The organism is Brevundimonas sp. Root1423 (genome assembly GCF_001426805.1).
Map to the genome: position 1 here is coordinate 1 of NZ_LMFL01000078.1, position 22,043 is coordinate 22,043.

At 69.1% G+C, this 22,043-nt stretch carries 24 protein-coding genes, 5 tRNA genes and 2 pseudogenes; 22 read left to right on the forward strand and 9 right to left on the reverse strand.

All coding sequences use genetic code 11. The features are described 5' to 3' along the window. From rpsI to msrB, 4 genes are all read left to right on the forward strand, one after another. Window positions 1-159, forward strand: a 159-nt coding sequence (gene rpsI, locus ASD25_RS27610) for a 30S ribosomal protein S9 (RefSeq protein WP_082572638.1), incomplete at its 5' end; no start/stop codon positions are given. A gap of 70 nt (window positions 160-229) precedes the next feature. After that, complete coding sequence (locus ASD25_RS27615) at window positions 230-664, forward strand: hypothetical protein (RefSeq protein WP_055830081.1); 435 nt, start codon at window positions 230-232, stop codon at window positions 662-664. A 16-nt stretch (window positions 665-680) separates the two neighbouring features. After that, a complete protein-coding gene (gene argC, locus ASD25_RS27620; protein WP_055830083.1) occupies window positions 681-1,628 on the forward strand; it encodes an N-acetyl-gamma-glutamyl-phosphate reductase in 948 nt (315 codons plus the stop codon). Window positions 1,629-1,698: 70 nt separating this feature from the next. After that, complete coding sequence (msrB, locus tag ASD25_RS27625; RefSeq protein ID WP_055830085.1) at window positions 1,699-2,193, forward strand: peptide-methionine (R)-S-oxide reductase MsrB; 495 nt, start codon at window positions 1,699-1,701, stop codon at window positions 2,191-2,193. Here the strand turns inward: msrB and ASD25_RS27630 are convergent. Next, window positions 2,181-2,564 carry a hypothetical protein gene (locus ASD25_RS27630; RefSeq protein ID WP_055830087.1) on the reverse strand — a complete coding sequence of 128 codons (384 nt, stop codon included), beginning with the start codon at window positions 2,562-2,564 and terminating at the stop codon, window positions 2,181-2,183. The genes msrB and ASD25_RS27630 overlap by 13 nt on opposite strands. Next, on the reverse strand, window positions 2,561-4,546 hold the full coding sequence (phaC, locus tag ASD25_RS27635) for a class I poly(R)-hydroxyalkanoic acid synthase (RefSeq protein WP_156376958.1): 1,986 nt from the start codon (window positions 4,544-4,546) through the stop codon (window positions 2,561-2,563). The genes ASD25_RS27630 and phaC overlap by 4 nt, the downstream gene beginning before the upstream one ends. A 72-nt stretch (window positions 4,547-4,618) precedes the next feature. Between phaC and ASD25_RS27640 the strand changes: the two genes are divergently transcribed. The 11 genes and pseudogenes from ASD25_RS27640 to ASD25_RS27680 all read left to right on the forward strand — a co-directional run bounded on the left by ASD25_RS27640 (window position 4,619) and on the right by ASD25_RS27680 (window position 10,306). Next, entirely contained in the window at window positions 4,619-5,077 is a 459-nt protein-coding gene (locus ASD25_RS27640; RefSeq protein WP_156389495.1) for a hypothetical protein, read from the forward strand. Window positions 5,078-5,138: 61 nt separating this feature from the next. Continuing rightward, the coding region (locus tag ASD25_RS33470; protein WP_156389499.1) for a fructose-bisphosphatase class II at window positions 5,139-5,512 on the forward strand (374 nt) is incomplete at its 3' end. Between the two features lies 1 nt (window position 5,513). Continuing rightward, a pseudogene (locus ASD25_RS27645) lies at window positions 5,514-6,261 on the forward strand (fructose-bisphosphatase class II family protein); the annotation flags it as partial. Next, window positions 6,261-8,075 carry a single-stranded-DNA-specific exonuclease RecJ gene (gene recJ, locus ASD25_RS27650; protein WP_055830093.1) on the forward strand — a complete coding sequence of 605 codons (1,815 nt, stop codon included), beginning with the start codon at window positions 6,261-6,263 and terminating at the stop codon, window positions 8,073-8,075. The pseudogene ASD25_RS27645 and the gene recJ, both read left to right, overlap by 1 nt. Window positions 8,076-8,192: 117 nt before the next feature. Beyond that, window positions 8,193-8,263 (forward strand) — tRNA-Glu (locus ASD25_RS30885). Between the two features lie 32 nt (window positions 8,264-8,295). Next, window positions 8,296-8,370 (forward strand) — tRNA-Glu (locus ASD25_RS27655). A 112-nt stretch (window positions 8,371-8,482) separates the two neighbouring features. Beyond that, complete coding sequence (locus ASD25_RS27660) at window positions 8,483-8,896, forward strand: response regulator (protein ID WP_156376959.1); 414 nt, start codon at window positions 8,483-8,485, stop codon at window positions 8,894-8,896. 109 nt (window positions 8,897-9,005) lie between these two features. Next, on the forward strand, window positions 9,006-9,578 hold the full coding sequence (locus tag ASD25_RS27665) for a cold-shock protein (protein ID WP_055830097.1): 573 nt from the start codon (window positions 9,006-9,008) through the stop codon (window positions 9,576-9,578). Between the two features lie 29 nt (window positions 9,579-9,607). After that, window positions 9,608-10,078, forward strand: coding sequence for a DUF192 domain-containing protein (locus ASD25_RS27670; RefSeq protein ID WP_055830098.1), 471 nt, complete (start codon window positions 9,608-9,610; stop codon window positions 10,076-10,078). A 50-nt stretch (window positions 10,079-10,128) separates the two neighbouring features. Then, window positions 10,129-10,205: transfer RNA gene (locus ASD25_RS27675), tRNA-Pro, on the forward strand. Window positions 10,206-10,229: 24 nt separating this feature from the next. Continuing rightward, window positions 10,230-10,306, forward strand: a tRNA-Pro gene (locus ASD25_RS27680). Between the two features lie 82 nt (window positions 10,307-10,388). Here ASD25_RS27680 and ASD25_RS27685 read toward each other — a convergent pair. Both ASD25_RS27685 and ASD25_RS27690 read right to left on the reverse strand, forming a co-directional pair. Then, window positions 10,389-11,090 carry a VIT family protein gene (locus ASD25_RS27685; RefSeq protein WP_055830099.1) on the reverse strand — a complete coding sequence of 234 codons (702 nt, stop codon included), beginning with the start codon at window positions 11,088-11,090 and terminating at the stop codon, window positions 10,389-10,391. 15 nt (window positions 11,091-11,105) lie between these two features. Further along, complete coding sequence (locus ASD25_RS27690) at window positions 11,106-11,660, reverse strand: cytochrome b (protein ID WP_055830100.1); 555 nt, start codon at window positions 11,658-11,660, stop codon at window positions 11,106-11,108. 194 nt (window positions 11,661-11,854) lie between these two features. Between ASD25_RS27690 and ASD25_RS27695 the strand changes: the two genes are divergently transcribed. The 4 genes from ASD25_RS27695 to ASD25_RS27710 all read left to right on the forward strand — a co-directional run bounded on the left by ASD25_RS27695 (window position 11,855) and on the right by ASD25_RS27710 (window position 13,684). Next, window positions 11,855-12,160: an ETC complex I subunit gene (locus ASD25_RS27695; protein ID WP_055830101.1), complete on the forward strand. Its 306-nt coding sequence runs from the start codon at window positions 11,855-11,857 to the stop codon at window positions 12,158-12,160. Between the two features lie 138 nt (window positions 12,161-12,298). Beyond that, window positions 12,299-12,375 (forward strand) — tRNA-Arg (locus ASD25_RS27700). A 37-nt stretch (window positions 12,376-12,412) separates the two neighbouring features. After that, window positions 12,413-13,186, forward strand: a complete 774-nt coding sequence (locus ASD25_RS27705) for an exodeoxyribonuclease III (RefSeq protein ID WP_055830102.1) — start codon at window positions 12,413-12,415, stop codon at window positions 13,184-13,186. Window positions 13,187-13,216: 30 nt separating this feature from the next. Continuing rightward, a complete protein-coding gene (locus ASD25_RS27710) occupies window positions 13,217-13,684 on the forward strand; it encodes a hypothetical protein (RefSeq protein WP_055830105.1) in 468 nt (155 codons plus the stop codon). Here ASD25_RS27710 and metC read toward each other — a convergent pair. Continuing rightward, complete coding sequence (metC, locus tag ASD25_RS27715) at window positions 13,674-14,846, reverse strand: cystathionine beta-lyase (RefSeq protein ID WP_055830112.1); 1,173 nt, start codon at window positions 14,844-14,846, stop codon at window positions 13,674-13,676. The two genes, ASD25_RS27710 and metC, sit on opposite strands and share 11 nt — an antisense overlap. A gap of 86 nt (window positions 14,847-14,932) precedes the next feature. Here metC and ASD25_RS27720 point away from each other — a divergent pair, with 86 nt between their 5' ends. Continuing rightward, window positions 14,933-16,045 carry an amino acid ABC transporter substrate-binding protein gene (locus ASD25_RS27720; protein WP_055830114.1) on the forward strand — a complete coding sequence of 371 codons (1,113 nt, stop codon included), beginning with the start codon at window positions 14,933-14,935 and terminating at the stop codon, window positions 16,043-16,045. Between the two features lie 28 nt (window positions 16,046-16,073). Then, window positions 16,074-17,384, forward strand: coding sequence for a dicarboxylate/amino acid:cation symporter (locus ASD25_RS27725; RefSeq protein WP_055830116.1), 1,311 nt, complete (start codon window positions 16,074-16,076; stop codon window positions 17,382-17,384). Between the two features lie 11 nt (window positions 17,385-17,395). On the opposite strand, the gene ASD25_RS27730 is transcribed toward ASD25_RS27725, so the two are convergent. The 4 genes and pseudogenes from ASD25_RS27730 to ASD25_RS27740 form a co-directional block, all read right to left on the reverse strand. Then, entirely contained in the window at window positions 17,396-18,226 is an 831-nt protein-coding gene (locus tag ASD25_RS27730) for a sulfurtransferase (protein ID WP_055830117.1), read from the reverse strand. 18 nt (window positions 18,227-18,244) lie between these two features. Next, window positions 18,245-19,465, reverse strand: coding sequence for a cyclopropane-fatty-acyl-phospholipid synthase family protein (locus ASD25_RS27735; RefSeq protein WP_055830120.1), 1,221 nt, complete (start codon window positions 19,463-19,465; stop codon window positions 18,245-18,247). A 33-nt stretch (window positions 19,466-19,498) separates the two neighbouring features. Further along, window positions 19,499-19,756: an FAD-binding domain-containing protein gene (locus tag ASD25_RS33475; RefSeq protein WP_369816703.1), complete on the reverse strand. Its 258-nt coding sequence runs from the start codon at window positions 19,754-19,756 to the stop codon at window positions 19,499-19,501. Between the two features lie 74 nt (window positions 19,757-19,830). Continuing rightward, window positions 19,831-21,126, reverse strand: a pseudogene (locus ASD25_RS27740) (deoxyribodipyrimidine photo-lyase); the annotation flags it as partial. A 51-nt stretch (window positions 21,127-21,177) separates the two neighbouring features. Here ASD25_RS27740 and kdsA point away from each other — a divergent pair. Next, window positions 21,178-22,041, forward strand: a complete 864-nt coding sequence (gene kdsA, locus ASD25_RS27745; RefSeq protein WP_200943746.1) for a 3-deoxy-8-phosphooctulonate synthase — start codon at window positions 21,178-21,180, stop codon at window positions 22,039-22,041. Window positions 22,042-22,043 lie beyond the last annotated feature (2 nt).

Consider the following 22,043-nt stretch of genomic DNA (forward strand, 5'->3'; position numbering starts at 1 on the left):
ATCCGCCACGGCCTGTCGCACGCCCTGACCCACTATGAGCCGGCGCTGCGCCCGGTCCTGAAGCCGCACGGCTTCCTGACCCGCGACAGCCGCGTCGTCGAGCGCAAGAAGTACGGCCGCGCCAAGGCCCGCAAGTCCTTCCAGTTCTCGAAGCGCTAGGCCGTTTCACATACGGTATGGAGGAGGGCGCTTCGGGAAACCGGAGCGCCCTTTTTCTTTGGAGACGCCAGTGGCCATCACGATCGAAAAGGGCATCGAGCAACCGCCGACGCACTGCGATTGCTGTGGTCGTGCGACGCGTGCGTTGAGTGGTTACGCCTCGGACGAGCTTGGGGCGCTCGCCACGTATATGGTCCAATGGACCGACGGCCACGTGGTCGCGAACGGCGCCAATTTCGATCTCATCGTCGGTGCATGGGGCGGCGCTCCCTCATCGAAGCGCATCGCGGTGAGCCTTGAGTATCGGCAAATGGCGTCGGGGCCGGGCTTTACGATCATCGACGCGCCTGACCGCGCCTTCTCGATGAGCCCCGTTGTCGGCGAAGCGTTGAGCCGCAGCGATGTCGTCGGCACAAAGCTGGCGGACGAGGTTTTCGCCATCATCGACGCAATCTGGCTACAGGACGAGCGCATCCGCGATCTGCGCCCTGAGAACCAAATCTAAGAGCAGACGTCCGGACATGACCCACACCATCTTCATCGACGGCGAGGCCGGGACCACGGGGCTGGAGATCCGCGAGCGGCTGGAGGCGCGCTCCGATCTGGAACTGATCCTGCTGGGCGACCGGCGGCGCGACGTGGAGGCGCGGCGCGAGGCGCTGAACGCCGCCGATGCGGTGATCCTGTGCCTGCCGGATGAGGCGGCGAAGGAAGCCGTGGCGATGATCGAGAACCCCGCCGTACGGGTGATCGACGCCTCGACGGCGTATCGGGTCGATCCGGCATGGACCTATGGCTTCGCCGAGATGGCGCCGGGTCAGCGGGAGAAGATCGCGGCCTCGAAACGGGTGTCGAACCCGGGCTGCTATCCGACCGGCTTCATCGGCCTGGTCCGGCCGCTGGTCAGCGCGGGGATCATTCCGGCGGGCTGGCCGGTCACGGTCAACGCCGTGTCGGGATACTCCGGCGGCGGCAAGGCCATGATCATCCGCTACGAGGACGAGACCTGCTCGGCCCATACGACCGAGGCCTTCCACGCCTACGGCCTGTCGCTGCAGCACAAGCATGTGCCGGAGATGACGCTGCACACCGGGCTGGAGCGGCGCGTGCTGTTCGCCCCGGCGGTGGGGCGGTATCTGCAGGGGATGCTGGTCGAGGTTCCGCTGCACCTCGGGGCCCTGCCGAAGTCGCCGTCGGTCGAGGTGGTGCACGGCGCCCTGGCCGCGGCCTATGCCGGCTGCCGCTTCGTCGAGGTGGCCGAGCTGGAGGAGACCGAGGCCATGACTGGGATCGATCCCGAGGGGCTGAACGGGACCAACCGGATGCGGCTGCATGTGTTCGGCGACCGGGGCGCGGAGCAGGTGCGGCTGGTGGCCCTGCTGGACAACCTCGGCAAGGGGGCGTCGGGAGCGGCGGTGCAGAACCTGAACCTGATGCTGGGGCTTGGGGAAGATACTGGCCTTTCGTGATCCTTCTCCCCTCGGGGGGAGAAGGAAGGCGCACTTGAAACTTCCGCGGCGACGCCGACGTATCTCCGGCATGAGCCCGATCAACCGCCGCCATCTGCTCGTGACCGCCGGGGCGGTCGCCGTGTCCGCCTGTTCGCCCGGGCGCGCGGATGCGTCGGAGCGGCAGTACGCCGGTTCGCCGTTCCGGCGGATCACCGACGCCCAGTGGCGTCAGCGGCTGCCGCGGGCCAGCTATGACGTGCTGCGCCATGAGGCGACGGAGCGGCCCGGGACCAGTCAGCTGAACAATGAGCACCGGCGCGGGACCTTCGTCTGTCGCGGCTGCGACCTGCCGTTGTTCCGGTCGTCGTGGAAGTTCGACAGCGGCACGGGGTGGCCCAGCTTCTATGACGTCATCGCAGCCAACATCGGGACGAAGACCGACTTCGCCATCGGCTTTCCGCGGACGGAGTATCACTGCGCCCGCTGCCTCGGGCATCAGGGGCATCTGTTCATGGACGGGCCGAGACCGACCGGAAAACGCTATTGCAACAACGGCGTGGCGCTGAAGTTTCAGCCGGCCTGAGAGCGGGCCTTGATCGCGGACTCGGCCGTCACCCCGAACCAGACGGCGGCGATGATGACCAGCAGGCCGTAGTCGCGACCCGGCCAGAAGACGGGCACGGCGGCGGAGAGAATGACCATCATCGGGAACAGGGTGGCCCAGACGGCCGTGCCCGGCGCGTCCGGATGGATCATCGGCGGGCGCGGCGTGATCTTCATCATCCGCAGCATCACCGGATTGAGCAGCACGAAGCCGCCGGCGCAGATGATAGCCAGCAACGGATTGCGGATCAGGCCGACGGGCGGGCCGTAGACGGTGGCGGTGATGACCACCAGCAGCAGGGCGAAGCCGGTGGTGACGGCCAGCAGGAGATTGGGTTCCAGACGCTTCAAGACTTCACTTTCACATAGGACCCCGGCGCCGGTTCTATCGCAGGAAGCGGGCCCTTTTTGGGGTCGCGGGCCGGAACCCAGCCGCCGGATTTGTCATGCAGCCAGTCGGCCCAGTGGTTCCACCAGCTGCCGGGATGTTCGACGGCCTTGGCCTGCCATTCGCCGAGCGTGGCGGGCAGGGCGGGGTTGGTCCAGTGCTGGTATTTGTTGGCCGAGGGCGGATTGACCACCCCGGCGATATGGCCCGATCCGGCGAGCGTCAGGGTCACGTCGGCGTTGGAGAAGGCGCGGGCCGAGCGGTAGACCGAATTCATCGGCGCGATATGGTCCTCGCGGCTGGCCTGGAAATAGAGGGGGAGGGTGACCTTGGACAGGTCGACCTTGAGCCCGCCGATGACGAACTCGCCCCGGGCCAGCCTGTTCTGGCCGTACATGGAGCGGAGGTAGTCCATGTGCAGCTTCTTCGGCATGCGGGTCTGGTCGGCGTTCCAGAACAGCAGGTCGAAGGCGGGCGGGTCCTTGCCCATCAGATAGTTGCTGACGAAGAAGGACCAGATCAGGTCGTTGGCGCGCAGGGCGTTGAAGGTCTCGGCCATGGAAGCCCCGGGCAGGACGCCGCCGGCGGCGTCCATCTGCTGCTCGATCTCGTTGAGCCAGTGCTCGTCGGTGAACAGCAGCAGGTCGCCGGCCTCGGCGAAGTCGTGCTGGGCGGCGAAGAAGGTGTTGGCGGTGACGCGCCTGTCGCCCTTCGCGGCCATGTGGGCCAGGGCCGCGCCCATGAGGGTGCCGCCGATGCAGTAGCCGACGGTGTTGATGTGCTCGGCCTGCGACTGCTCCAGCGCCTTCTCGACAGCGCGGTAGATCCCCTTTTCCAGATAGTCGTCGAAGCCGAAGCCGGCCTTGTCGACATCCGGATTGACCCAGGAGCAGACGAAGACCGTGAAGCCCTGGGCCGAGAGCCAGCGGATCATCGAGTTCTCGGGCTGCAGGTCCAGGATGTAGAATTTGTTGATCCAGGGCGGGAAGATCAGCAGGGGGATGGCGCGCTGTTTCTCCGTCGCGGGATCGAACTGGATCAGTTCGAACAGCTCGTCGCGCCAGACCACCTGGCCGGGGGCGGTGGCGACGTTCTCGCCGACGACGAATTTGCCGTAATCGGCCTGGCTGATCTTCAGCTTGCCGGCGCCGCGCTCCATGTCGGCGGCGAAATTCTGCATCCCCTTCACCAGCGATTCGCCGTTGCTCTCGGCCAGGGCCTTGAGAGCCGCGGGGTTGGAGGCGAGGAAGTTGGAGGGGGAGAAGGCGTCGGTCAGCAGTCTGGTGAAGAATTCGGCCCGGCGCTTGGTCAGTGGATCGACGTCCTCGACGCTGGAGACGAGGCCGTTCATCCAGTCCGAGGTCACCAGATAGGACTGGCGCATGACATCGAACATCGGGTTTTCGGACCAGGCGGGGTCCCTGAAGCGCTTGTCCTTGGACAGTTTCGCCTCGTGGGCGGCGGGGGTCTCGTCCCCGGCGGCGCGGCGGGTCGTGGAGGCCCACAGGTCCATGTAGCGGTTGAACAGATCGGCCTGGGCGGCGAACAGCTTGTCCGGGCGCGAGGCCAGGCTGGTCATGACGGAGTTCATGGCCGGGCCGACGTTGAACGGGTCGGGCGAGAGGGCGGCGGGGCGGTCGGCCTGGGACAGGGCGGCCTCGGCGATGGCCGACTGGGCCGTCATGGCCGCCCGGGCCAGGTTCATCGACAGGGTTTCGAGCATCTGGCGCTGGTCGGCGCCGGGGAAGGCGAAGGCGTCGGCGGCGGCCGGCGCCGGTTCCGGTTGCGGCGCGGGCTGTCCGGGCGGCGGAGCCGGCTTGGCCTCGGCCTGGGCGGCGCGCGGGCGGGGCGGCTTGGCCGAGGTCGGGCGGCCGGACTTGCGCGGCGGGCGGGGGGCGATCGTCTCCGGATTGGGGGCGGGCGGAGGGGTCGGGCGCTTGGCCATGGGGGAGGGCTCCGGGGTCGTCAGGATCGGTGCAAGGGCCGCGCGCCCTTCCGCCTGTGGCGATCATGGCATATGACCGCCCCTGATATGAACGCGCCAATCCGGAAAATCGCAGCGATGACGGCGGCGACCCTGCTGACGGGGGGGCTGTCGGCCTGCGCCGGCCTGTTCGACCCCGCCACCGACGCCACTTCGCCGGTCGCGCCCCGCGTGCAGGCGCTGGTCGACGCGCACCGGGAATACCCCCGCTGGGCCGACTTCCCCAAGGTCGTCGAGCCGCTGCCCGCGCCGGTCGCCATCGCGGCCCGGGTCAACACGCTGCGGGTGACCGGCGGCAGTCTGGCGGGCGAGGTGTCGCGCATCGACTGGCAGACCGCGGGCGATCCCGAGGTCTTCGCCGACGACGTCCGGGCGCGGGTCGAGGCCACGCCGGTCGCGCCGGTGACGGCCCAGACCCAGGCGGAGATGGACGAATTCGTGCGCCGCACCCGCGAGCGCGGCCGCGCCCCGCCGCCGGTCGATCGCCGGTAGATCCAACAGAACAGTCGCCCGGACGGCAGAATCCGGGGATCATCGCCTCAGGAGAACGCCCATGGCCGCTTCGGCTCCCTATGCATCCACGCTTGCCGCCGACGCCGCGCGGGTGACCGAACTGGCCGCCATCGCCAGCTACGCCCAGATCGGCCGCGGCGACGAGAAACAGGCCGACCAGCTGGCCGTGGACGCCATGCGCACCGCGCTGAACAGCCTCGACATCGACGGCAAGATCGTCATCGGCGAGGGCGAGCGCGACGAGGCCCCGATGCTCTACATCGGCGAGAAAGTCGGCACCGGGAAGGGCCCGGCCATCGACATCGCGCTCGATCCGCTGGAAGGCACGACCCTGACGGCCAAGGCCATGGCCAACGCCCTGTGCGTGCTGTCGATGTCGCCGGGCGGCGGCATGCTGCACGCGCCCGACACCTANGATGCTGTACATCGGCGAGAAGGTCGGCACCGGCAAAGGCCCGGCGATCGACATCGCCCTGGACCCGCTGGAAGGCACGACCCTGACGGCCAAGGCCATGGCCAACGCCCTGTGCGTGCTGTCGATGTCGCCGGGCGGCGGCATGCTGCACGCGCCCGACACCTATATGGACAAGATCGCCATCGGTCCCGGCTTCGCGCCCGGCACCGTCGACCTGGACATGAAGCCGGGGGACAACGTCCGGTCGCTGGCTTCGGCCAAGGGGGTGAAGCCGGAGGACATCACCGTCTGCGTCATGGACCGGCCGCGCCACGCCGAGCTGATCGCGGCGCTGCGCGAGGTCGGGGCCCGGGTGCTGCTGATCACCGACGGCGACGTGGCGGGCGTGATTCACACGGCGGAGCCGGAGACGGGCATCGACCTGTATCTGGGCTCGGGGGGGGCGCCGGAAGGCGTGCTGGCGGCCAGCGCGCTGAAATGCGTCGGCGGCCATTTCCAGGGTCGGCTGATCTTCCGCAACGACGACGAGCGGGAACGGGCGCGCAAGACGGGGGTCACCGACTTCGACCGCAAATACGACCTGCATGAGCTGGTGTCCAAGGACGCCATCTTCGCCGCCACCGGCGTGACCAAGGGCGCCATGCTGGACGGGGTCAAGGTCGCCGACGGCTTCGTTTCGACGCATACGCTGGTGATGGATTCCTCGACGCGGACGGTCCAGCGCATCCGCACCATCCGGCCGCTCTGATGGCCGACGGGGGCGCGGACGCGGACTTCGGGCCTGCGTTCCTCGGCGTGTCCCGCTCCCTGTCCGGACGCGCCTGGCGGCAGCGGCCCGCCGAGGCCGGTCTGATCCGCAGCCATATGCAGGCCCTGGGTCTGGAAGAGCCTCTGGCGCGGGCGCTGGCGGCGCGCGGCGTGCGCGCCGATCAGGGGGCCGACTTCCTGCAGCCGACGCTGAAGGCGCTGTTCCCCGATCCGTCCAGCTTCATGGACATGGATGCGGCGGCCGAGGCGATCCTCGATGCTTTGCAGGCCAAGGCCTCGATCCATGTCTTCGCCGACTATGACGTCGACGGGGCGTCGAGCGCGGCCCTGCTGGTGCGCTGGTTCCGGGCCGTGGGGGCCGAGCTGCCGATCTATGTGCCGGACCGGATGACCGAGGGCTACGGCCCCAGCGCGCGGGCCTTCGACACGCTGAAGGCCTCGGGCGCCGATCTGGTCATCACCGTGGACTGCGGCGCGGCGGCCAATGAGGCGGTGGCCCATGCGGCGGCGATCGGGTTGAAGGTCGTGGTCATCGACCACCACATGATGCGCGAGCATCCGCCGGTCTGCGCCGCCGTGGTCAATCCGAACAGGCCGGGATGCAACTCGGGGCAGGGCAACCTGGCGGCGGCGGGGGTGGTGTTCGTGCTGCTGGCGGCGCTGAACCGCGAGGCGCGGCGGCGCGGGATGTTCGGCGACCTGAAGGAGCCGGACATCCGCCAGTGGCTGGATCTGGCGGCCATGGGGGCGATCTGCGACGTGACGGGCCTGACCGGCTTCAACCGGGCCCTGACCAGCCTGGGCCTGCGGCGGATGTCCGAGTGGGCCAATCCGGGCCTGCGAGCGCTGCTGGCGGCGGCGGGGGCCGAGCCGGGGCCGGCCAAGTCGAACCATGCGGGCTTTATCCTGGGGCCGCGGATCAATGCGGGCGGGCGGATCGGCAAGTCGGATCTGGGCGCGCGCCTGCTGTCGACCGACGATCCCGTCGAGGCCGCGGCGCTGGCCCAGGAGCTTGACGCCCTGAACATCGCCCGGCGCGAGGTCGAGCGGCAGGTGACGGAACAGGCCACGCGCATGGTCGAGGCCACCGGCGCCCACGCGGATGGTTCAGCGGTGGTGGTGATCGAGGGCGACGATTGGCATCCCGGCGTGGTCGGCATCGTGGCGGGCCGTCTGCGCGAACGCTGGCGCAAGCCGGTCGTGGTCATCGGCGTCGATGCGATCAACGGCGTCGGCAAGGGCTCGGGCCGGTCGCAGCCGGGCATGAATCTGGGCAAGGCCGTGCAGGCGGCGTGGGAGAGCGGCGTGCTGATGGCCGGGGGCGGCCACGCCATGGCCGCGGGGCTGACGGTGCGGGCCGACGACATCGGCCGGCTGCGCGATTTTCTGAACGAGCGGATGGCGGGCGAGCAGGCGGCGGCGGATGCGCTGGACCTGGTCGAGATCGACGCCCTGATCGATCCGGGCGCGGCGACGCGGGGACTGTTCGAACAGTTCGAGCAGCTGGCGCCGTTCGGCCCGGCCAATCCCGAGCCGCTGTTCGCCCTCGAGCATGTCTCGGTGCGCGACGCTGTGGCCATGACCGGCGGCCATGTGCGCTGCCGGCTGGTCGGGGCCGACGGGGCGTCGGTGAAAGCCATTTCCTGGCGCTGCGCCGATTTGCCCGGCGGTCAGTCGCTGTTGTCCGGACAGGGCGGGCTGAGCGTGGTCGGACGGTTGAAGGCCGACGACTGGAACGGCCGCAAGGGCGTGCAATTCGAGATCGAGGACGTGGCCGATCCGCGGATGGCGTGAATACCCGGCATATTCCCGCGAGCCGGGATGCCCGGAATACTGTGTGTCGGCCCTCGGCGTTTTGCGGGTTGCACGGCCCGGAATCGGCGGCTATATCGCCCGCTCTCCGCGCAGCGGTCCCTTCGTCTATCGGTTAGGACGTCAGGTTTTCAACCTGAAAAGAGGGGTTCGACTCCCCNGCCCCGGAATCGGCGGCTATATCGCCCGCTCTCCGCGCAGCGGTCCCTTCGTCTATCGGTTAGGACGTCAGGTTTTCAACCTGAAAAGAGGGGTTCGACTCCCCTAGGGACTGCCAGCGCGGAGCTTCCCTTTTTCGCTGTGACCGTCGCAACGCCGAGCCTTTCCGGGTCTGGCGCGTTTGAACGTCGCGTCCGGTCGCCGGGCGAGGGAGGAGCCGGTTGATCCAGATGCCCGAGACGCCCACCCCGATACGCGACCTGCGGCGTGAGGACGGCCGCGAGTCCGTGCTGATGGTCGAGGACAATGCCGAGGTCCGGACGATGGGCGCGACCCTGCTGGAGGAGGCGGGGTTCGAGGTCCACCAGGCCGGCGACGCCGACGAGGCTCTGGCGCTGGTCGCGGAAGGCCTGTCGTTCGACCTGCTGTTCACCGACATCGTCATGCCCGGCGCGATGGACGGGGTCGCCCTGGCGGCCGAGGTGCGCCGGCTGCGGCCGGGAACGCCGGTCCTGCTGACGACCGGCTGGGGTGACCGCTCGGATGACCGCGGCGGGCTGGAATTGATCGGCAAACCCTACCGCAGCCCCGATCTGATGCGGAAGATTCGCGCCGTTCTGGACGAGCCGCAGCCGCCGATCTGAACACAATTCGGCGATTCCGGCGGGAAACCGGAGTTTTTTGCTTTTCCGGCCTTCACAGAACCGTGTTAAATAAGCGCCGTCCGCAAGGGTTGCGGGCAGGGGGAAGGCTGTGTCTGACTACGAGGGCGTTGGGACGATTACCGCCGCGGTGCGTATCGCGGGGCGGGTGAAATGGTTCGATCCCGGCAAGGGATACGGCTTCATCGTGCCCGACGATCCCAGCCTGACGGATATGAAGGATGTCCTGCTGCACATCTCCAGCCTGCGCGACAGCGGGCGGGATACGGCGCCCGAAGGCGCGCCCATCACCTGCGATTGCGCGCGGCGGCCCAAGGGCTGGCAGGTCACCGAGGTCCACGAACTGGGCGAGGGCGATCCAGACCTCGCGCCGGCGCCGAAGCGCAGCGGCTATGAGGGCCTGAGGCAACAGGAGGCGTCGCGGATCGCCGACGGCGAGACGGCGTCCGGCGGCCCGCTGGAGACGGCCGTGGTAAAATGGTTCAATCGCACCAAGGGCTACGGATTCGTGGTGCGCGACGGCGCGCCCGGCGATATCTTCGTCCATGTCGAGACCTTGCGGCGCTGCGGGCTGGATGACCTCCTGCCGGGCGAGACGGTCGCGGTGCGGTTCGCCGAGGGGCCCAAGGGCCTGGTGGTCGCTGAAATCAGGCCGGGCGGATAGTCTCCGCCCCCGAAGAGGGTGGATGCGTGATGCTACGTCGTGGAATACTGGCCGTCCTGTCCACCGCGGTCCTGCTGGCCGGCTGCGCCGGGGCGGGAACGCCCAGGGACGCCCAGGGAAACCCTCTGGAAGCCCTGACCATCACCACCGCCAGCGGCGAGCACCGCTTCATGGTCGAGATCGCCGACGACGACGCCGAGCGCCAGCGCGGGCTGATGTTCCGCGATCCGCTGGCGGACGACCGCGGCATGCTGTTCCAGTTCCCCGACGTGGCCGAGCGCGGCTTCTGGATGCGCAACACACCGAGCCCGCTGGACATCATCTACATCGACCCGCGCGGGCGGATCGTCTCGATCGCGAAGAACGCCACGCCCCAGTCGGACACGGTCATCCCGTCCAACGGCCCGGCCAGCGGCGTGCTGGAACTGCGGGCGGGTCGCGCCGACGAGATCGGGGCGAAGGCGGGCGACAGGGTGCGCCATCCGTTCTTCGCAGAATAACCCGGCCGGGTGCGTTGCGGCGCGGCGTCGAGTGTGTCAAATCCCGCCGCCGGAGTGTAGCGCAGCCTGGTAGCGCATCTGGTTTGGGACCAGAGGGTCGGAGGTTCGAATCCTCTCACTCCGACCATCNGAGTGTGTCAAATCCCGCCGCCGGAGTGTAGCGCAGCCTGGTAGCGCATCTGGTTTGGGACCAGAGGGTCGGAGGTTCGAATCCTCTCACTCCGACCAAAAACTCTGGAAGCGTGCATAGGCCCCCCGGGCTTGAACTTGCGTTCCCGCTGAAACGCGCTGTCGCCGGGCAGGGCCTCTCCTAGACCACCGTTCCGAACAGGCGACCGATGCCGGCGGTGGCGGCCATGGCGATGACGCCCCAGAAGGCCACGCGAAGCACCGACCGCGGCACATTGGCGCCGCCCGCCATCGCGCCGAGCGCCCCCAGCCCCATCAGCCCCGCCAGAGCCGTGACGCCGACCCATACGATCAGGCCGTTGAGCGGCGCCAGCAGCACCACGACCAGGGGCGGGGCCGCGCCGAGGGCGAAGGTCAGGGCCGAGGTCAGGGCGGCCTGGATCGGCCGGGCGGTGGTGAAGTCGGAAATGCCCAGCTCATCGCGGGCATGGGCGCCGAGGGCGTCCCGCGCCATCAGCTGTTGCGCCACCTGCCGCGACAGGGCGGGCTCCACCCCCCGGGCGGCGTAGATGGCGGCCAGTTCGTTGACCTCGGCTTCCGGATCGGCCGCCAGTTCGGCGGTTTCGCGGGCGAGGTCGGCCTTTTCGGTGTCGGACTGGGAGCTGACCGAGACGTATTCGCCTGCGGCCATCGACATGGCCCCGGCCACCAGGCCCGCGACGCCGGCGATCAGTATGCCGCCGCGCGCGGCCTCGGCCGCCGCCACGCCGACGACGAGGCTGGCCGTGGAGACGAGGCCGTCGTTGGCGCCGAGAACGGCGGCGCGCAGCCAGCCGATGCGGGCGACGAGGTGGCGTTCGGGGTGACGCTCAAGGCGGCTCATGGACGGTCTCCCCGGTCAGCGGCGGCGAGGCAGCATGAGCCCCAGGGTCCCGTCCTTCAACACATACTGGTGGATCAGGGCGGCGGCGGCGTGCAGGCCGATCAGCCAGTAGCCGGCGACGCCCAGGGTCTCGTGCCACTCCTCGAGCTGTTCGGTCAGGCCCTCGTTCGGCGCGACCAGGGGCGGCAGGGAGAGGCCGAAGAAGGGAATGTCCTTGCCGTCGGCGCTCAGCGCCAGCCAGCCGAGCAGCGGCATGGCGATCATCAGGCCATACAGGGCGAGATGCCCGACCGCCGCCGGCCAACGGGTCCAGCCGGGCGAAGGCGACAGGAGGGGCGTCCGCCAGCGGGCGATCAGCCGGATCCAGACGAGGACGAAGACCGACAGACCGAGCATGAAATGCCAGGTCTTCAGGCCCTCGCGGATGTCGCTGCCGCGCGGATAGAATTCCCGCAGTTCGATGCAGGCGTAGACCGCGGCCAGCAGGAGCAGCATCAGCCAGTGCAAGCCGATGGACAGCCCCCCGAACGCGGGGCGGGCGTGGCGTGACTCGGACAGATAGATGATCATCGGCGAATTCCCGCAGGCTGTGACCAAGCTGCGCCGTACCTGCTGCGGCGGATTTGATCCAGCGCAACCGCCGCTGCGTCGGATCGCCGCGCGCCGCGCCGGCGTCGGGATCGCCCGGCGCTGGACCGGGGTCCGGCGTCGGGGTATCTGGCCCTGCGCGGACCGCATCCGCCCACGACCGCCAGGAGCCCTCCATGCTTGCCCGCATCTACCGCCCCGCCAAGACCGCGATGCAATCGGGCAAGGCCACGGCGAGAGACTGGCGTCTGGAGTTCGAGCCGGCGTCGGCGCGAACGATCGATCCGCTGATGGGCTGGACCAGCTCGTCCGACATGAACGGCCAGGTCCGCCTGACCTTCGATTCGGCCGAGGAGGCGGTGGCCTATGCCGAGCGGCACGGGATCCCGTTCCGCCTGCACGAGCCGCAGGATCCGCCCGTGATCCTCAAGGCCTACGCTGACAATTTCGCCACCTTCCGCAAACAACCCTGGACGCATTGATTCCTGTTGCGGCTACCGCGCTTCGCGCTACTTGAGCCGCGCGGTTGTTCGGCTACCGCGCTTCGGGCTACTTGAGCCGCGCGGTTGTTCGGCTACCGCGCTTCGGGCTACTTGAGCCGGATCGCGCGGTGGCCGTCGGCGCCCATAGCTCAACCGGATAGAGCACCCGCCTTCTAAGCGGGATGTTGCAGGTTCGAGTCCTGCTGGGCGCGCCATTCCTGAACCGGCCCGGCGCCCGCGCATTGAGGGGCGATGCGGATCGCCACCTTCAACATCAACGGCGTCAACACGCGGCTGCCCAACCTGCTGGCGTGGCTGGAGGCGGCGCGGCCGGATGTCGTGTGCCTGCAGGAGCTCAAGTCCACGGACGCGCAGTTCCCTGCGGCGGCCATCCGCGACGCGGGGTATCACGCCGTGTGGAAGGGCGAGCATCGCTGGAACGGAGTGGCGATCCTGTCCCGGAGCGCAGAGCCCGTGGTGACGCGGCGCGGCCTGCCCGGGGACGGGGGCGACGCGCAGAGCCGCTATATCGAGGCGGCGGTTGAGGGGGTGCTGATCGCATCCCTGTACCTACCCAACGGCAATCCGCAGCCGGGGCCGAAATTCGACTACAAGCTGGCCTGGTTCGAGCGGCTGATCGCCCATGCGGCGGATCTGCTGACCAGCGGGGCGCCGGTGGTGTTGGCGGGCGACTACAATGTCGTGCCGACCGAGGCCGACATCTACAACAGCCGCTCGTGGAAGAAGGACGCCCTGCTGCAGCCCGAAAGCCGGGCGGCGTATGCAAGGCTGCTGGACCAGGGCTGGACCGACGCGATCCGCGAGCGGTTTCCGCACGATCCGCCGCCGTGGACCTTCTGGCAGTATTTCCGGCAGGCATGGGAGCGGGACGCCGGTTTGCGGATCGACCATCTGTTGCTGAGCCCGTCCGTGACCGGGCGGTTGAGCGACGCGGGGGTGGACCGCGAGGTGCGCGGGCGCGAGCGGGCCAGCGATCATGCGCCGACCTGGATCGTGCTGGACTGAACCGGCACGCAGCGGGGCCGTTCAGGGGTCATGGCGCGCGCCCTGAAGGTCTTTTCCTATTCCGACGGTTTCCATTCGTGGACCGTGGCGGCGACGTCGCGGGCGAAGGCGCTGGAAGCCTGGGGCGTGAAGCGGGACCTGTTCAAGGATGGCGCGGCGGTGGAGGCGGCGGAAGGGCCGGATCGGCAGGCGGCGCTCATGGCTCCGGGCGAACTGATCGAGCGGGGCCTTTCGGTCGATATCGGACGGGTTGAGAAGACCAGGGCTCCGAAGGCGGCGAAGAAACGCGGGCCGAGCGCGAAGGACATGGCCCGGGTCGAGGCGCTGGAGAGCGAGCTGGCTGCGCTGGACGCCACGCAGCAGGCGGAAACGCAGGGGCTGGAGGCGCGGCGGGCGGCGCTGGAGCGGGAGGCGTCGGCCCTGGCGAACCGTCAGGCGAAGGCGACGGATGCATTGCGCGCGAAGCTGAAGACGGCGCGGGCGAAGCTCAGCGGATAGCGGCCCGCCAGGCCGCTAGGCCGGATTGGAGGTCGGCGATCAGGTCGGCTGGCGCCTCGAGCCCGACGTGGAGTCGCAGCAGTTGGCCCGCCAGCACGGGCGGGTCGCGGCGGTGGGCGAGCTGGCCGGTCTCGTGGGTGATCAGGCTTTCGAACCCACCCCAGGAATAGCCGAGGCCGAAGAGCTCCAGCGCCGACATCAGGGCGTGGGCGGCGGCTTCGTCGCCGCCGTGCATGACGACGCCGAACAGGGAGGCGGCGCCCGTGAAATCGCGCCGCCAGAGGTCGTGGCCGACCGAGCCGGGCAGGGCGGGATAGAGGACCCTGGCGACCTCGGGGCGGGCCTGCAGCCAGGTCGCCACGGTCATCGCCGATCGGGCCTGTTCCTCGTAGCGAAGGGGCAGGGTGCGGGCGCCGCGCAGGGCCAGCCAGGCGTCGTCGGGCGAAACCCGCCAGCCGAGATCCTCGATCGTCTCTGAAATGACCCGGCCGACCGCGAGGTCGGCGACGGCGATGGAGCCCATCAGCAGGTCGGAATGGCCGCCGACATATTTTGTCACGGCCTGGACGCTGACGTCGACGCCATGCGCCAGCGGATGGAAGGCGAGGCCCGCGGCCCAGGTGTTGTCCATGACGGTGCGGACCCCTCGGGCGCGGCAGGCGGCGGCCAAGGCGGGGACGTCCAGCATCTCGAAGGTCAGGGAGGCGGGCGATTCGATCAGCAGGACGCGGGTGCGGTCGGTGAAGCCGGCGAGGACTGCATCGGTGGAGGCGTCCGGCGCGTGGAACACCGTGGTCACGCCGCGCGCCTTCATGTGTCGGGTCAGGAAGCGGCGACTGGGGCCATAGAGGGCGTCGGTCGTCACGATCTCGTCGCCGGGGCGCGCCAACGCGGTCAGGGGCACGGTGACGGCGGCGAGGCCGGACGGAACCAGCCAGGCCTCCCTCGCCCCCTCAAGATCGGCGAGGGCGGCGCGCAGTTCGCGGGCCGCGGTCAGATCCTCGATGCCGTAGACGGGGCCGACCGTCTCGTCGCGCATGGCCCCGGGCGCATCGTTGAGCAGGGTGGAGGCCCGCTCGACCGGCGGGGCCACGCCACGACGTCCGCGTCCGCGCCGGGTGGCGGAGGCGATCAGTCGGGTGCGGTCGCTGCGGTCGGACATTCGGGTCCCGGGAGGCTTGCGGTTCGGTCTGCAAAAGCCTCTAAAGCGAGGCGAGGCGCAAGGTCTGAAGGCTTTGGCGAGGCGTAATGAGGGCAGGTTTGGCAGGACGCTGGACGGCGGCTGCGGCGATCGCGGCGGCCCTGACGCTGGTCGCCTGCGGGCGCGGCGAGCGCGACGCCGGCGGGGACGCGGATACGGACGCCGACGCCCAGACCGAAACCGCCGCTCCCGCCTTCGCCAGCCCGACCCTGGCTGCGATCAAGCGGCGCGGCCGGCTGAACTGCGGCGTGCATGAGGGACTGGTCGGCTTCGCCTTCACGGATAACCGAGGCCAGTGGCGCGGGTTCGACGCGGACTTCTGCCGCGCCCTGGCGGCGGCGGTGCTGGGCGACGCGGACGCGGTGCGGTTCGTGCCGCTCGTCAGCAGCCAGAGGTTCGAGGCGTTGCGCAGCGGACGGGTCGATGTGCTGTGGCGCTCGACGTCGTGGACCCTGTCGCGGGAGGCCCGGGAGGGCGTCCGCTTCGCCGGGATAAACTACTATGACGGCCAGGGTTTCCTGGTGCGGCGGTCGCTCGACCTGGCCAGCGCCACGGAACTGAACGGCGCGCGGATCTGCGTGCAGCGCGGCTCGACCTCGGAACTGAACGTCGCCGACTGGTTTCGCTCACGGGGGCTGGAATACACGCCGGTGGTCACCGCCAATGAGGAGGCGGCGCGCGCGGCCTACGGGCGCGAGGACTGCGACGCCTTCAGCGCGGACATCTCGGCCCTGGCGGCGGCCCGCACCACCCTGTCGAATCCCGAACAGCACGCGGTCCTGCCGGACGTCATCTCCAAGGAGCCGCTGGGGCCCGCGGTCAGGCGCGGCGATGAGGCCTGGACGTCGATCGTGCGCTGGACCCTGAACGCGGTCATCCTGGGCGAGGAGCTGGGCGTGACCCGCGACAACGCCGGCGACCTGGCGGACGATTCGCGCGATCCCCAGGTCCGGCGCCTGCTGGGGGTCGAGGGCAACGTCGGGCCCATGCTGGGACTGCGCAGGGACTGGGCCAGGCTGGCGATCGAGGCCGAGGGAAACTACGGTGAGATTTTCGCGCGGAACGTCGGGGCGGAATCATCGCTCGACCTGACGCGCGGGCTTAACGCACAATGGAACGCAACGCCGGGCGGACTGATCTACGCCCTGCCCATCAGATAACGACATCGGCCGAGGGCCGGGGGGACGCATGGAAACGACCAAAAAGGGCGGCGTGCCGCTCTATCTGTGGATGCTGCTGGGCTTCGTGGTGGGCCTGGGAGGCGGGCTGTACGTCAATCTGACGGGTCAGACGGTGATCCCGGCCGTGATGGACATCATCCAGGCGGTCGGCCAGATCTTCCTTCGCCTGTTGTTCATGCTGGTCCTGCCGCTGCTGTTCGCCGCCCTGGCGGTCGGGGTGGCCGAGATGGGCGACCTCAAGTCGCTGGGCCGGGTCGGACTCAAGACCCTGCTGTTCACCGTTGTCGTTTCGGCCATCGCCGTGGGTATCGGTCTGGGCATGGTCAACCTGTTCCGGCCCGGAGACGGCGTCGATCCGGCGCTGGCGCAGCAACTCCTGGCCCAGGGGGCCGAAGGCGCCTCGGCCATCGTCGGCAATGCGCCCAAGTCGATCGAGGCGGGGAAATTCTTCCTCGACATGATCCCGTCCAACGTCGTCACCGCAGCGGCCGAGAACCAGATCCTGCCGGTGATGATCTTCGCCCTGATCTTCGGCATCGGCATGGTCATGGCCAAGAGCCCGGCCACGGACGCGCTTCAACAGGCCCTGCAGGGTCTGCTGGAAGTCATGATGAAGCTGATCAACCTGGTCATCAAACTGGCCCCGTTCGCGATCGCCGCCCTGATGTTCAACCTGTCGGCGGTGTTCGGCTGGGACCTGCTGGTGCGGCTGGGGGCCTATGCCGGCGTCGCCGTGGGCGCGATGGCGATCCATATGTTCGTCGTCTATCCGCTGCTGATCTGGATCTTCGGCGGCATGAATCCGCTGACGTTCGCCAGGGGCGTGCGCGAGCCCTTCGTGGTCGCCTTCTCGACCGCCTCGTCCAACGCCACCCTGCCGATCGCGATCAAGGCCGCCGAGGAGCAGCTGAAGCTTCCCCGGCGCATCTCGCGCTTCGTCCTGACCGTCGGCGCCACGGCCAACCAGAACGGCACGGCCCTGTTCGAGGGGGTCACGGTGCTTTTCCTGGCGCAGTTCTTCGGCATCGACCTGAACATCCAGCAGCAACTGGTGGTGATGCTCGTGTGCATCCTCGGCGGCATCGGCACGGCCGGGGTTCCCGCGGGATCCTTGCCGGTCATCGCCCTGATTCTCGTCATGGTCGGCGTGCCGGCCGAGGGCATCGGCCTGATCCTGGGCGTCGACCGCTTCCTCGACATGTGCCGCACCACCCTGAACGTCACCGGCGACCTGGTGGCGGCCACGGTGGTGTCCCGCGGCGAGGCCGACGTGCCGGCCGAGATCGCAGGGCCGGAGCCGGTGGCACCGCCGGCCTGAAGCCGGCCTGTCTAGGGGGCGGTCACGACGGTATCCGAGCGGCCGCCCCATTCCGCCCAGCTGCCGTCGTAGAGACGGGACGGCTTGCCGAGTTCGGCCAGCCCGAGGCTGAGGATGGCGGCGGTGACGCCCGAGCCGCAGGTGGTCACGACCGGACGGTCCGGATCGACGCCGGCGTCGCGGAAGGCCTGTTCCAGGGCCGGTCCCCGCTTCATCGTTCCGTCGGCCTTGAGCAAGGCCGGGAAGGGCAGGTTCAGCGCGCCGGGCATATGGCCGGAGCGCAGGCCCGCGCGGGGTTCGGGCTCGCGGCCCTGGAAGCGACCCGCCGACCGGGCGTCCAGCACCTGACCGCCTGTCTCCAGCGCTGTGCGAATGTCGGAGAGGTCGGCGACGGCTCCGGCGTCAAGGCGCGCGGAGAAGACGGCGGGGCCCGGGGCGGGCGGAGAGCCGCTCTCCACCGGACGGCCTTCGGCCAGCCATTTCGGCAAACCGCCGTCCAGAACGCGGACATTGGCGGCTCCCATGACGCGTAACATCCACCAGACCCGGGCGGACGACCGGATGCCGACCGTGTCGTAGACGACGATCGCGTCTCGCTCCGATATCCCCAGACCGCCCATGCGCGCGGCGAAGTCGGCGGACGTCGGGAGCATGTGCGGCAGGGGGCTGTCCGGGTCCGAACTGGCGTCCAGATCGAGGAAGACCGCGCCCGGCAGGCGGGCCGCCTCGAAGTCCGGCCGTCCGTCGCGGCGATCCAGATGCCAGCTGGCGTCGACGAGGCGGAGGTTGGGATCGCCGAGGCGGTCAGCCAGGTCTTCGGTGGTGATCAGCGGCGAGGTCATGGCGGCGTCCGGCGCCCGTCAGTCGCGGGCGAGAACCAGCTGTATCACGTCGGTCCGGGCCGAGCGGAAGCCGGCCTCGCAATAGGCCAGGTAGAAGCGCCAGAGCCGCCGGAACCGCTCGTCGAACCCGCCCATGCGGCGAATGTCGCCCCAGGCGGCCTGGAAGCGCTCATCCCAGAGCTTCAGCGTCTCGGCATAGTCCTGGCCGAACCGCTCGATGGCCAGCCATTCCAGTCCGGCGCGGTCAATGACGGGTTTCAGCTCCTTCTCGGACGGAAGCATGCCGCCGGGGAAGATGTATTTCTGGATGAAGTCGGTGCGCTTGTTGTAGCCGGCGAACAGCGCGTCATCGATGGTGATGATCTGCAGGCCGGCCTTGCCGCCCGGCTTCAGCACGTCATGGATCTTGCCGAAATAGGTGGGCCAGTATTCCAGGCCGACGGCCTCGAACATCTCGATCGAGGCGACGCGGTCGAAGGTCCCCTCGACATCGCGATAGTCCGCCATCCGGATATCGACGCGGTCGGACAGGCCGGCGTTGAACATGCGCTGGCGGGCGAAGTCGAACTGCTCCTGCGAGATGGTGATGGCGGTGACCCGGGCGCCGACGTCGCGGGCCGCGAACTCGGCGAAGCCGCCCCAGCCGCAGCCGATCTCCAGCACCGACTGGCCGGAGCGCAGGTCCATCAACCGCGCGAGAGACGCGTACTTCTCCCGTTGGGCCGCATCCAGCGCCATGCCCGCCCGCGTGAATCGGGCCGATGAATAGGTCATCGAGGCATCCAGCCAGGACGCATAGAAGGCGTTGCCGAGGTCGTAGTGGGCGTGGATGTTCTTGCGCGACCCGGAACGGCTGTTGCGGTTCAGGCGGTGGGACAGCCAGTGGACCGCCTTCATCGCCGGATGGCCGTCGACCAGCCGCCGGATGTGATCGTAGTTGTGGGCGAAGGATTCCAGCAGGGCGGCGAGATGCGGGCTCTCCCACTGGCCGGCCATATAGCCCTCGGCGAAGCCGATATCGCCCGAGGCCAGCACGCGACGGGCGAAGCGATAGTCCTTGATGTCGAAAACGGCTGACGGCCCCGGCTGCGAGCCTTCGAGCTGATGCACCTCGCCATTGGGGAGGTGGACGGTCAGCCGGCCGAAGGTCCAGTTGGCGGCGAGCAGGCGCAGCAGCATCGCAAATCCGCGGGGGGTGCGGGCGCCTGCCTCATACCGCTCGGCTGTCACCGACGTCATGACAGCGACTCTCCGCCTGAGGAGGGACGGGCGTCAATCCCCCCCGGCCTCGCGCCACGCGACGACGTCCTTGAGGGCGTCGAGCGCGCGCTGACGGGCCTCGGCGTGGTCGACGATCGGGGCGGGGTAGTCCCGGCCCAGGCGGAGCCGGGCGTCAGACAGGACTGCGGCGGGCGCCGTCCATGGCGCGTGGAGCCAGCGATCGGGCAGTCGGCTGAGTTCCGGAACCCAGCGTCGGACGTATCGGCCGTCTGCATCGAATTTCTGCCCCTGTATGACCGGATTGAAGATTCGGAAGTACGGTGAAGCATCGGCTCCGGATCCAGCGACCCACTGCCAATTCTGAACATTGGAGGCGAGGTCGNTTTCTGCCCCTGTATGACCGGATTGAAGATTCGGAAGTACGGTGAAGCATCGGCTCCGGATCCAGCGACCCACTGCCAATTCTGAACATTGGAGGCGAGGTCGGCGTCGACAAGGGTGTCGTGAAACCAGCGTTCGCCCTCGCGCCAGTCGATCAGCAGGTGTTTGATCAGGAAGGAGGCGACGATCATGCGCACCCGGTTGTGCATGAATCCGGTCGTCCAGAGCTCGCGCATGCCGGCGTCCACCACGGGATATCCGGTTCGCCCGCGTTTCCAGGCCGAGAGGCCCGCGGGATCGTCGCGCCACGGCATGGCGTCGTATTCCGGACGGAAGGCGGCGTCCGGCATCTGCGGAAAGGCCTGCAGCAGGTGGGCGGAGAATTCGCGCCAGCCGATCTCGGCCACGAATTTTTCGGCCTCGGCGGCGGGCACACGGCCGTCGGCGGCGGCCTGGCGGGCGGCCAGGACGGCGCGCCAGGGACTGATCTCGCCGAAATGCAGATGGGGCGACAGGCGGCTCGTCGCCGGCGCGGCGGGCCGGTCACGGCCGGCGGAGTAGGATTTCAGCCCCCGGGCCACGAAGGCGGACAGGGCGTCCGAGGCTCCGGCCTCGCCGGGGCTCCAGTCGAAGCCGCCGGACCAGTCGGGTCGGACCGGATGCAGGTCCCAGGCATCGATGTCATCGGAGACGGGGTCGGCCGGAGTCGTGATGGCGGCCGGACCGGTCGTGTGCGGCGGGGGGGCGGCCGTGGCCAGCAGGGCCTTCAGGAACGGCGTGAAGACCTTGTAGGGCTGGCCCGACCCGTTCAGGACGCTGCCCGGAGGCGACAGGAGGGCGGCGTTCCAGCCCTTGCACTCGACGCCTTCGGTCCGAAGGCCGTGGGCGATGTCGGCGTCGCGGGCGAAGGCGTCGGGTTCGAACAGCCGGTTCATGAAGACGGCGCCGGCGCCGGTTTCGTCGATCAGTCGGCGCAGTTCGGCCTCGCTGTCGCCGCGGCGCAGGATCAGGCGCGAGCCGCGCTCTCCCAGGGCGGCGTCAAGCGCGCGCAGGGACTTGTCCAGCCACCAGAGGGAGGCGGCGCCCATGGGGCGGACGCGCGAGCCTTGGTCGAGGATGTAGACGGGGACGACCGGCCGTCCGGTTTCGGCGGCGTGGGTCAGGGCCGGATTGTCGGCCAGCCGCAGATCCTGACGGAACCACAGGATCACGGGTCGGGCGTCGGCCTTGGTGGTCATGCGGTCGGGCTCCGTGATAGCTTGCGAACCTATACGTCCGACGCCACCTGATGGCCGCATGAGTGCGGCATCGACCGCGCGTCGCAAAGCCGCAACTCCGGGAAGTCTGCCTTGTCCAAGCCCAACGCCGTCATCGACATCACACAAGGCCTGAAGCGCCCCGTAAGCATCGGCGGCGGTCAGCGCATCGTCTTCATCGCCGGTCCGTGCCAGCTGGAAAGCCGCCAGCACGCGCTGGAGATGGCCCATGCGCTGAAGGAAATCGGCGAGCGGCTGAACGTCGGCGTCATCTACAAGACCAGCTTCGACAAGGCGAACCGGACCTCGGCCACCGCCGCGCGCGGATTCGGGCTTGAGGGCTCGCTGCCGATCTTCGCGGAGATCCGTGAGGTCACCGGCCTGCCGGTGCTGACCGATGTACACACGGAAGAGCATTGCCGCATCGCCGCCGAAGCGGTGGACGTGCTGCAGATCCCGGCCTTCCTGAGCCGCCAGACCGATCTGCTGCTGGCCGCCGCGGCGACCGGCAAGGTCATCAACATCAAGAAGGGCCAGTTCCTGGCTCCCTGGGACATGAAGAACGTCATCGCCAAGGTCGTGGGCGCCGGAAACCCCAACGTCATGGCCTGCGAGCGCGGGGCCAGCTTCGGCTACAACACCCTGGTCAGCGATATGCGGTCGCTGCCGATCCTGCGCGAGATCGGCTGTCCGGTGGTGTTCGACGCGACCCATTCCGTGCAGCAGCCGGGCGGGCAGGGCACGTCCTCGGGCGGGCAGCGCGAGTTCGTGCCGGTGCTGGCGCGGGCCGCCGTGGCCGTGGGCGTCGACGCGGTCTTCATGGAGACGCACCAGGACCCCGACAATGCGCCATCGGACGGGCCGAACATGGTGCCGCTGGACCAGTTCGAGGCCCTTGCCGCCGACCTGATCGCCTATGACGACCTGACCAAGGCGCGGATGGCGAAGGCGGCCTGAAT

Coding starts and splice junctions, on each gene's coding strand:
- argC (WP_055830083.1), top strand. CDS start 681: ATGACCCACACCATCTTCATCGACGGCGAGGCCGGGACCACGGGGCTG.
- msrB (WP_055830085.1), top strand. CDS start 1,699: ATGAGCCCGATCAACCGCCGCCATCTGCTCGTGACCGCCGGGGCGGTC.
- phaC (WP_156376958.1), bottom strand. CDS start 4,546: ATGGCCAAGCGCCCGACCCCTCCGCCCGCCCCCAATCCGGAGACGATC.
- ASD25_RS27640 (WP_156389495.1), top strand. CDS start 4,619: ATGACCGCCCCTGATATGAACGCGCCAATCCGGAAAATCGCAGCGATG.
- recJ (WP_055830093.1), top strand. CDS start 6,261: ATGGCCGACGGGGGCGCGGACGCGGACTTCGGGCCTGCGTTCCTCGGC.
- ASD25_RS27660 (WP_156376959.1), top strand. CDS start 8,483: ATGCCCGAGACGCCCACCCCGATACGCGACCTGCGGCGTGAGGACGGC.
- ASD25_RS27670 (WP_055830098.1), top strand. CDS start 9,608: ATGCTACGTCGTGGAATACTGGCCGTCCTGTCCACCGCGGTCCTGCTG.
- ASD25_RS27685 (WP_055830099.1), bottom strand. CDS start 11,090: ATGAGCCGCCTTGAGCGTCACCCCGAACGCCACCTCGTCGCCCGCATC.
- ASD25_RS27690 (WP_055830100.1), bottom strand. CDS start 11,660: ATGATCATCTATCTGTCCGAGTCACGCCACGCCCGCCCCGCGTTCGGG.
- ASD25_RS27695 (WP_055830101.1), top strand. CDS start 11,855: ATGCTTGCCCGCATCTACCGCCCCGCCAAGACCGCGATGCAATCGGGC.
- ASD25_RS27705 (WP_055830102.1), top strand. CDS start 12,413: ATGCGGATCGCCACCTTCAACATCAACGGCGTCAACACGCGGCTGCCC.
- ASD25_RS27710 (WP_055830105.1), top strand. CDS start 13,217: ATGGCGCGCGCCCTGAAGGTCTTTTCCTATTCCGACGGTTTCCATTCG.
- metC (WP_055830112.1), bottom strand. CDS start 14,846: ATGTCCGACCGCAGCGACCGCACCCGACTGATCGCCTCCGCCACCCGG.
- ASD25_RS27720 (WP_055830114.1), top strand. CDS start 14,933: ATGAGGGCAGGTTTGGCAGGACGCTGGACGGCGGCTGCGGCGATCGCG.
- ASD25_RS27725 (WP_055830116.1), top strand. CDS start 16,074: ATGGAAACGACCAAAAAGGGCGGCGTGCCGCTCTATCTGTGGATGCTG.
- ASD25_RS27730 (WP_055830117.1), bottom strand. CDS start 18,226: ATGACCTCGCCGCTGATCACCACCGAAGACCTGGCTGACCGCCTCGGC.
- ASD25_RS27735 (WP_055830120.1), bottom strand. CDS start 19,465: ATGACGTCGGTGACAGCCGAGCGGTATGAGGCAGGCGCCCGCACCCCC.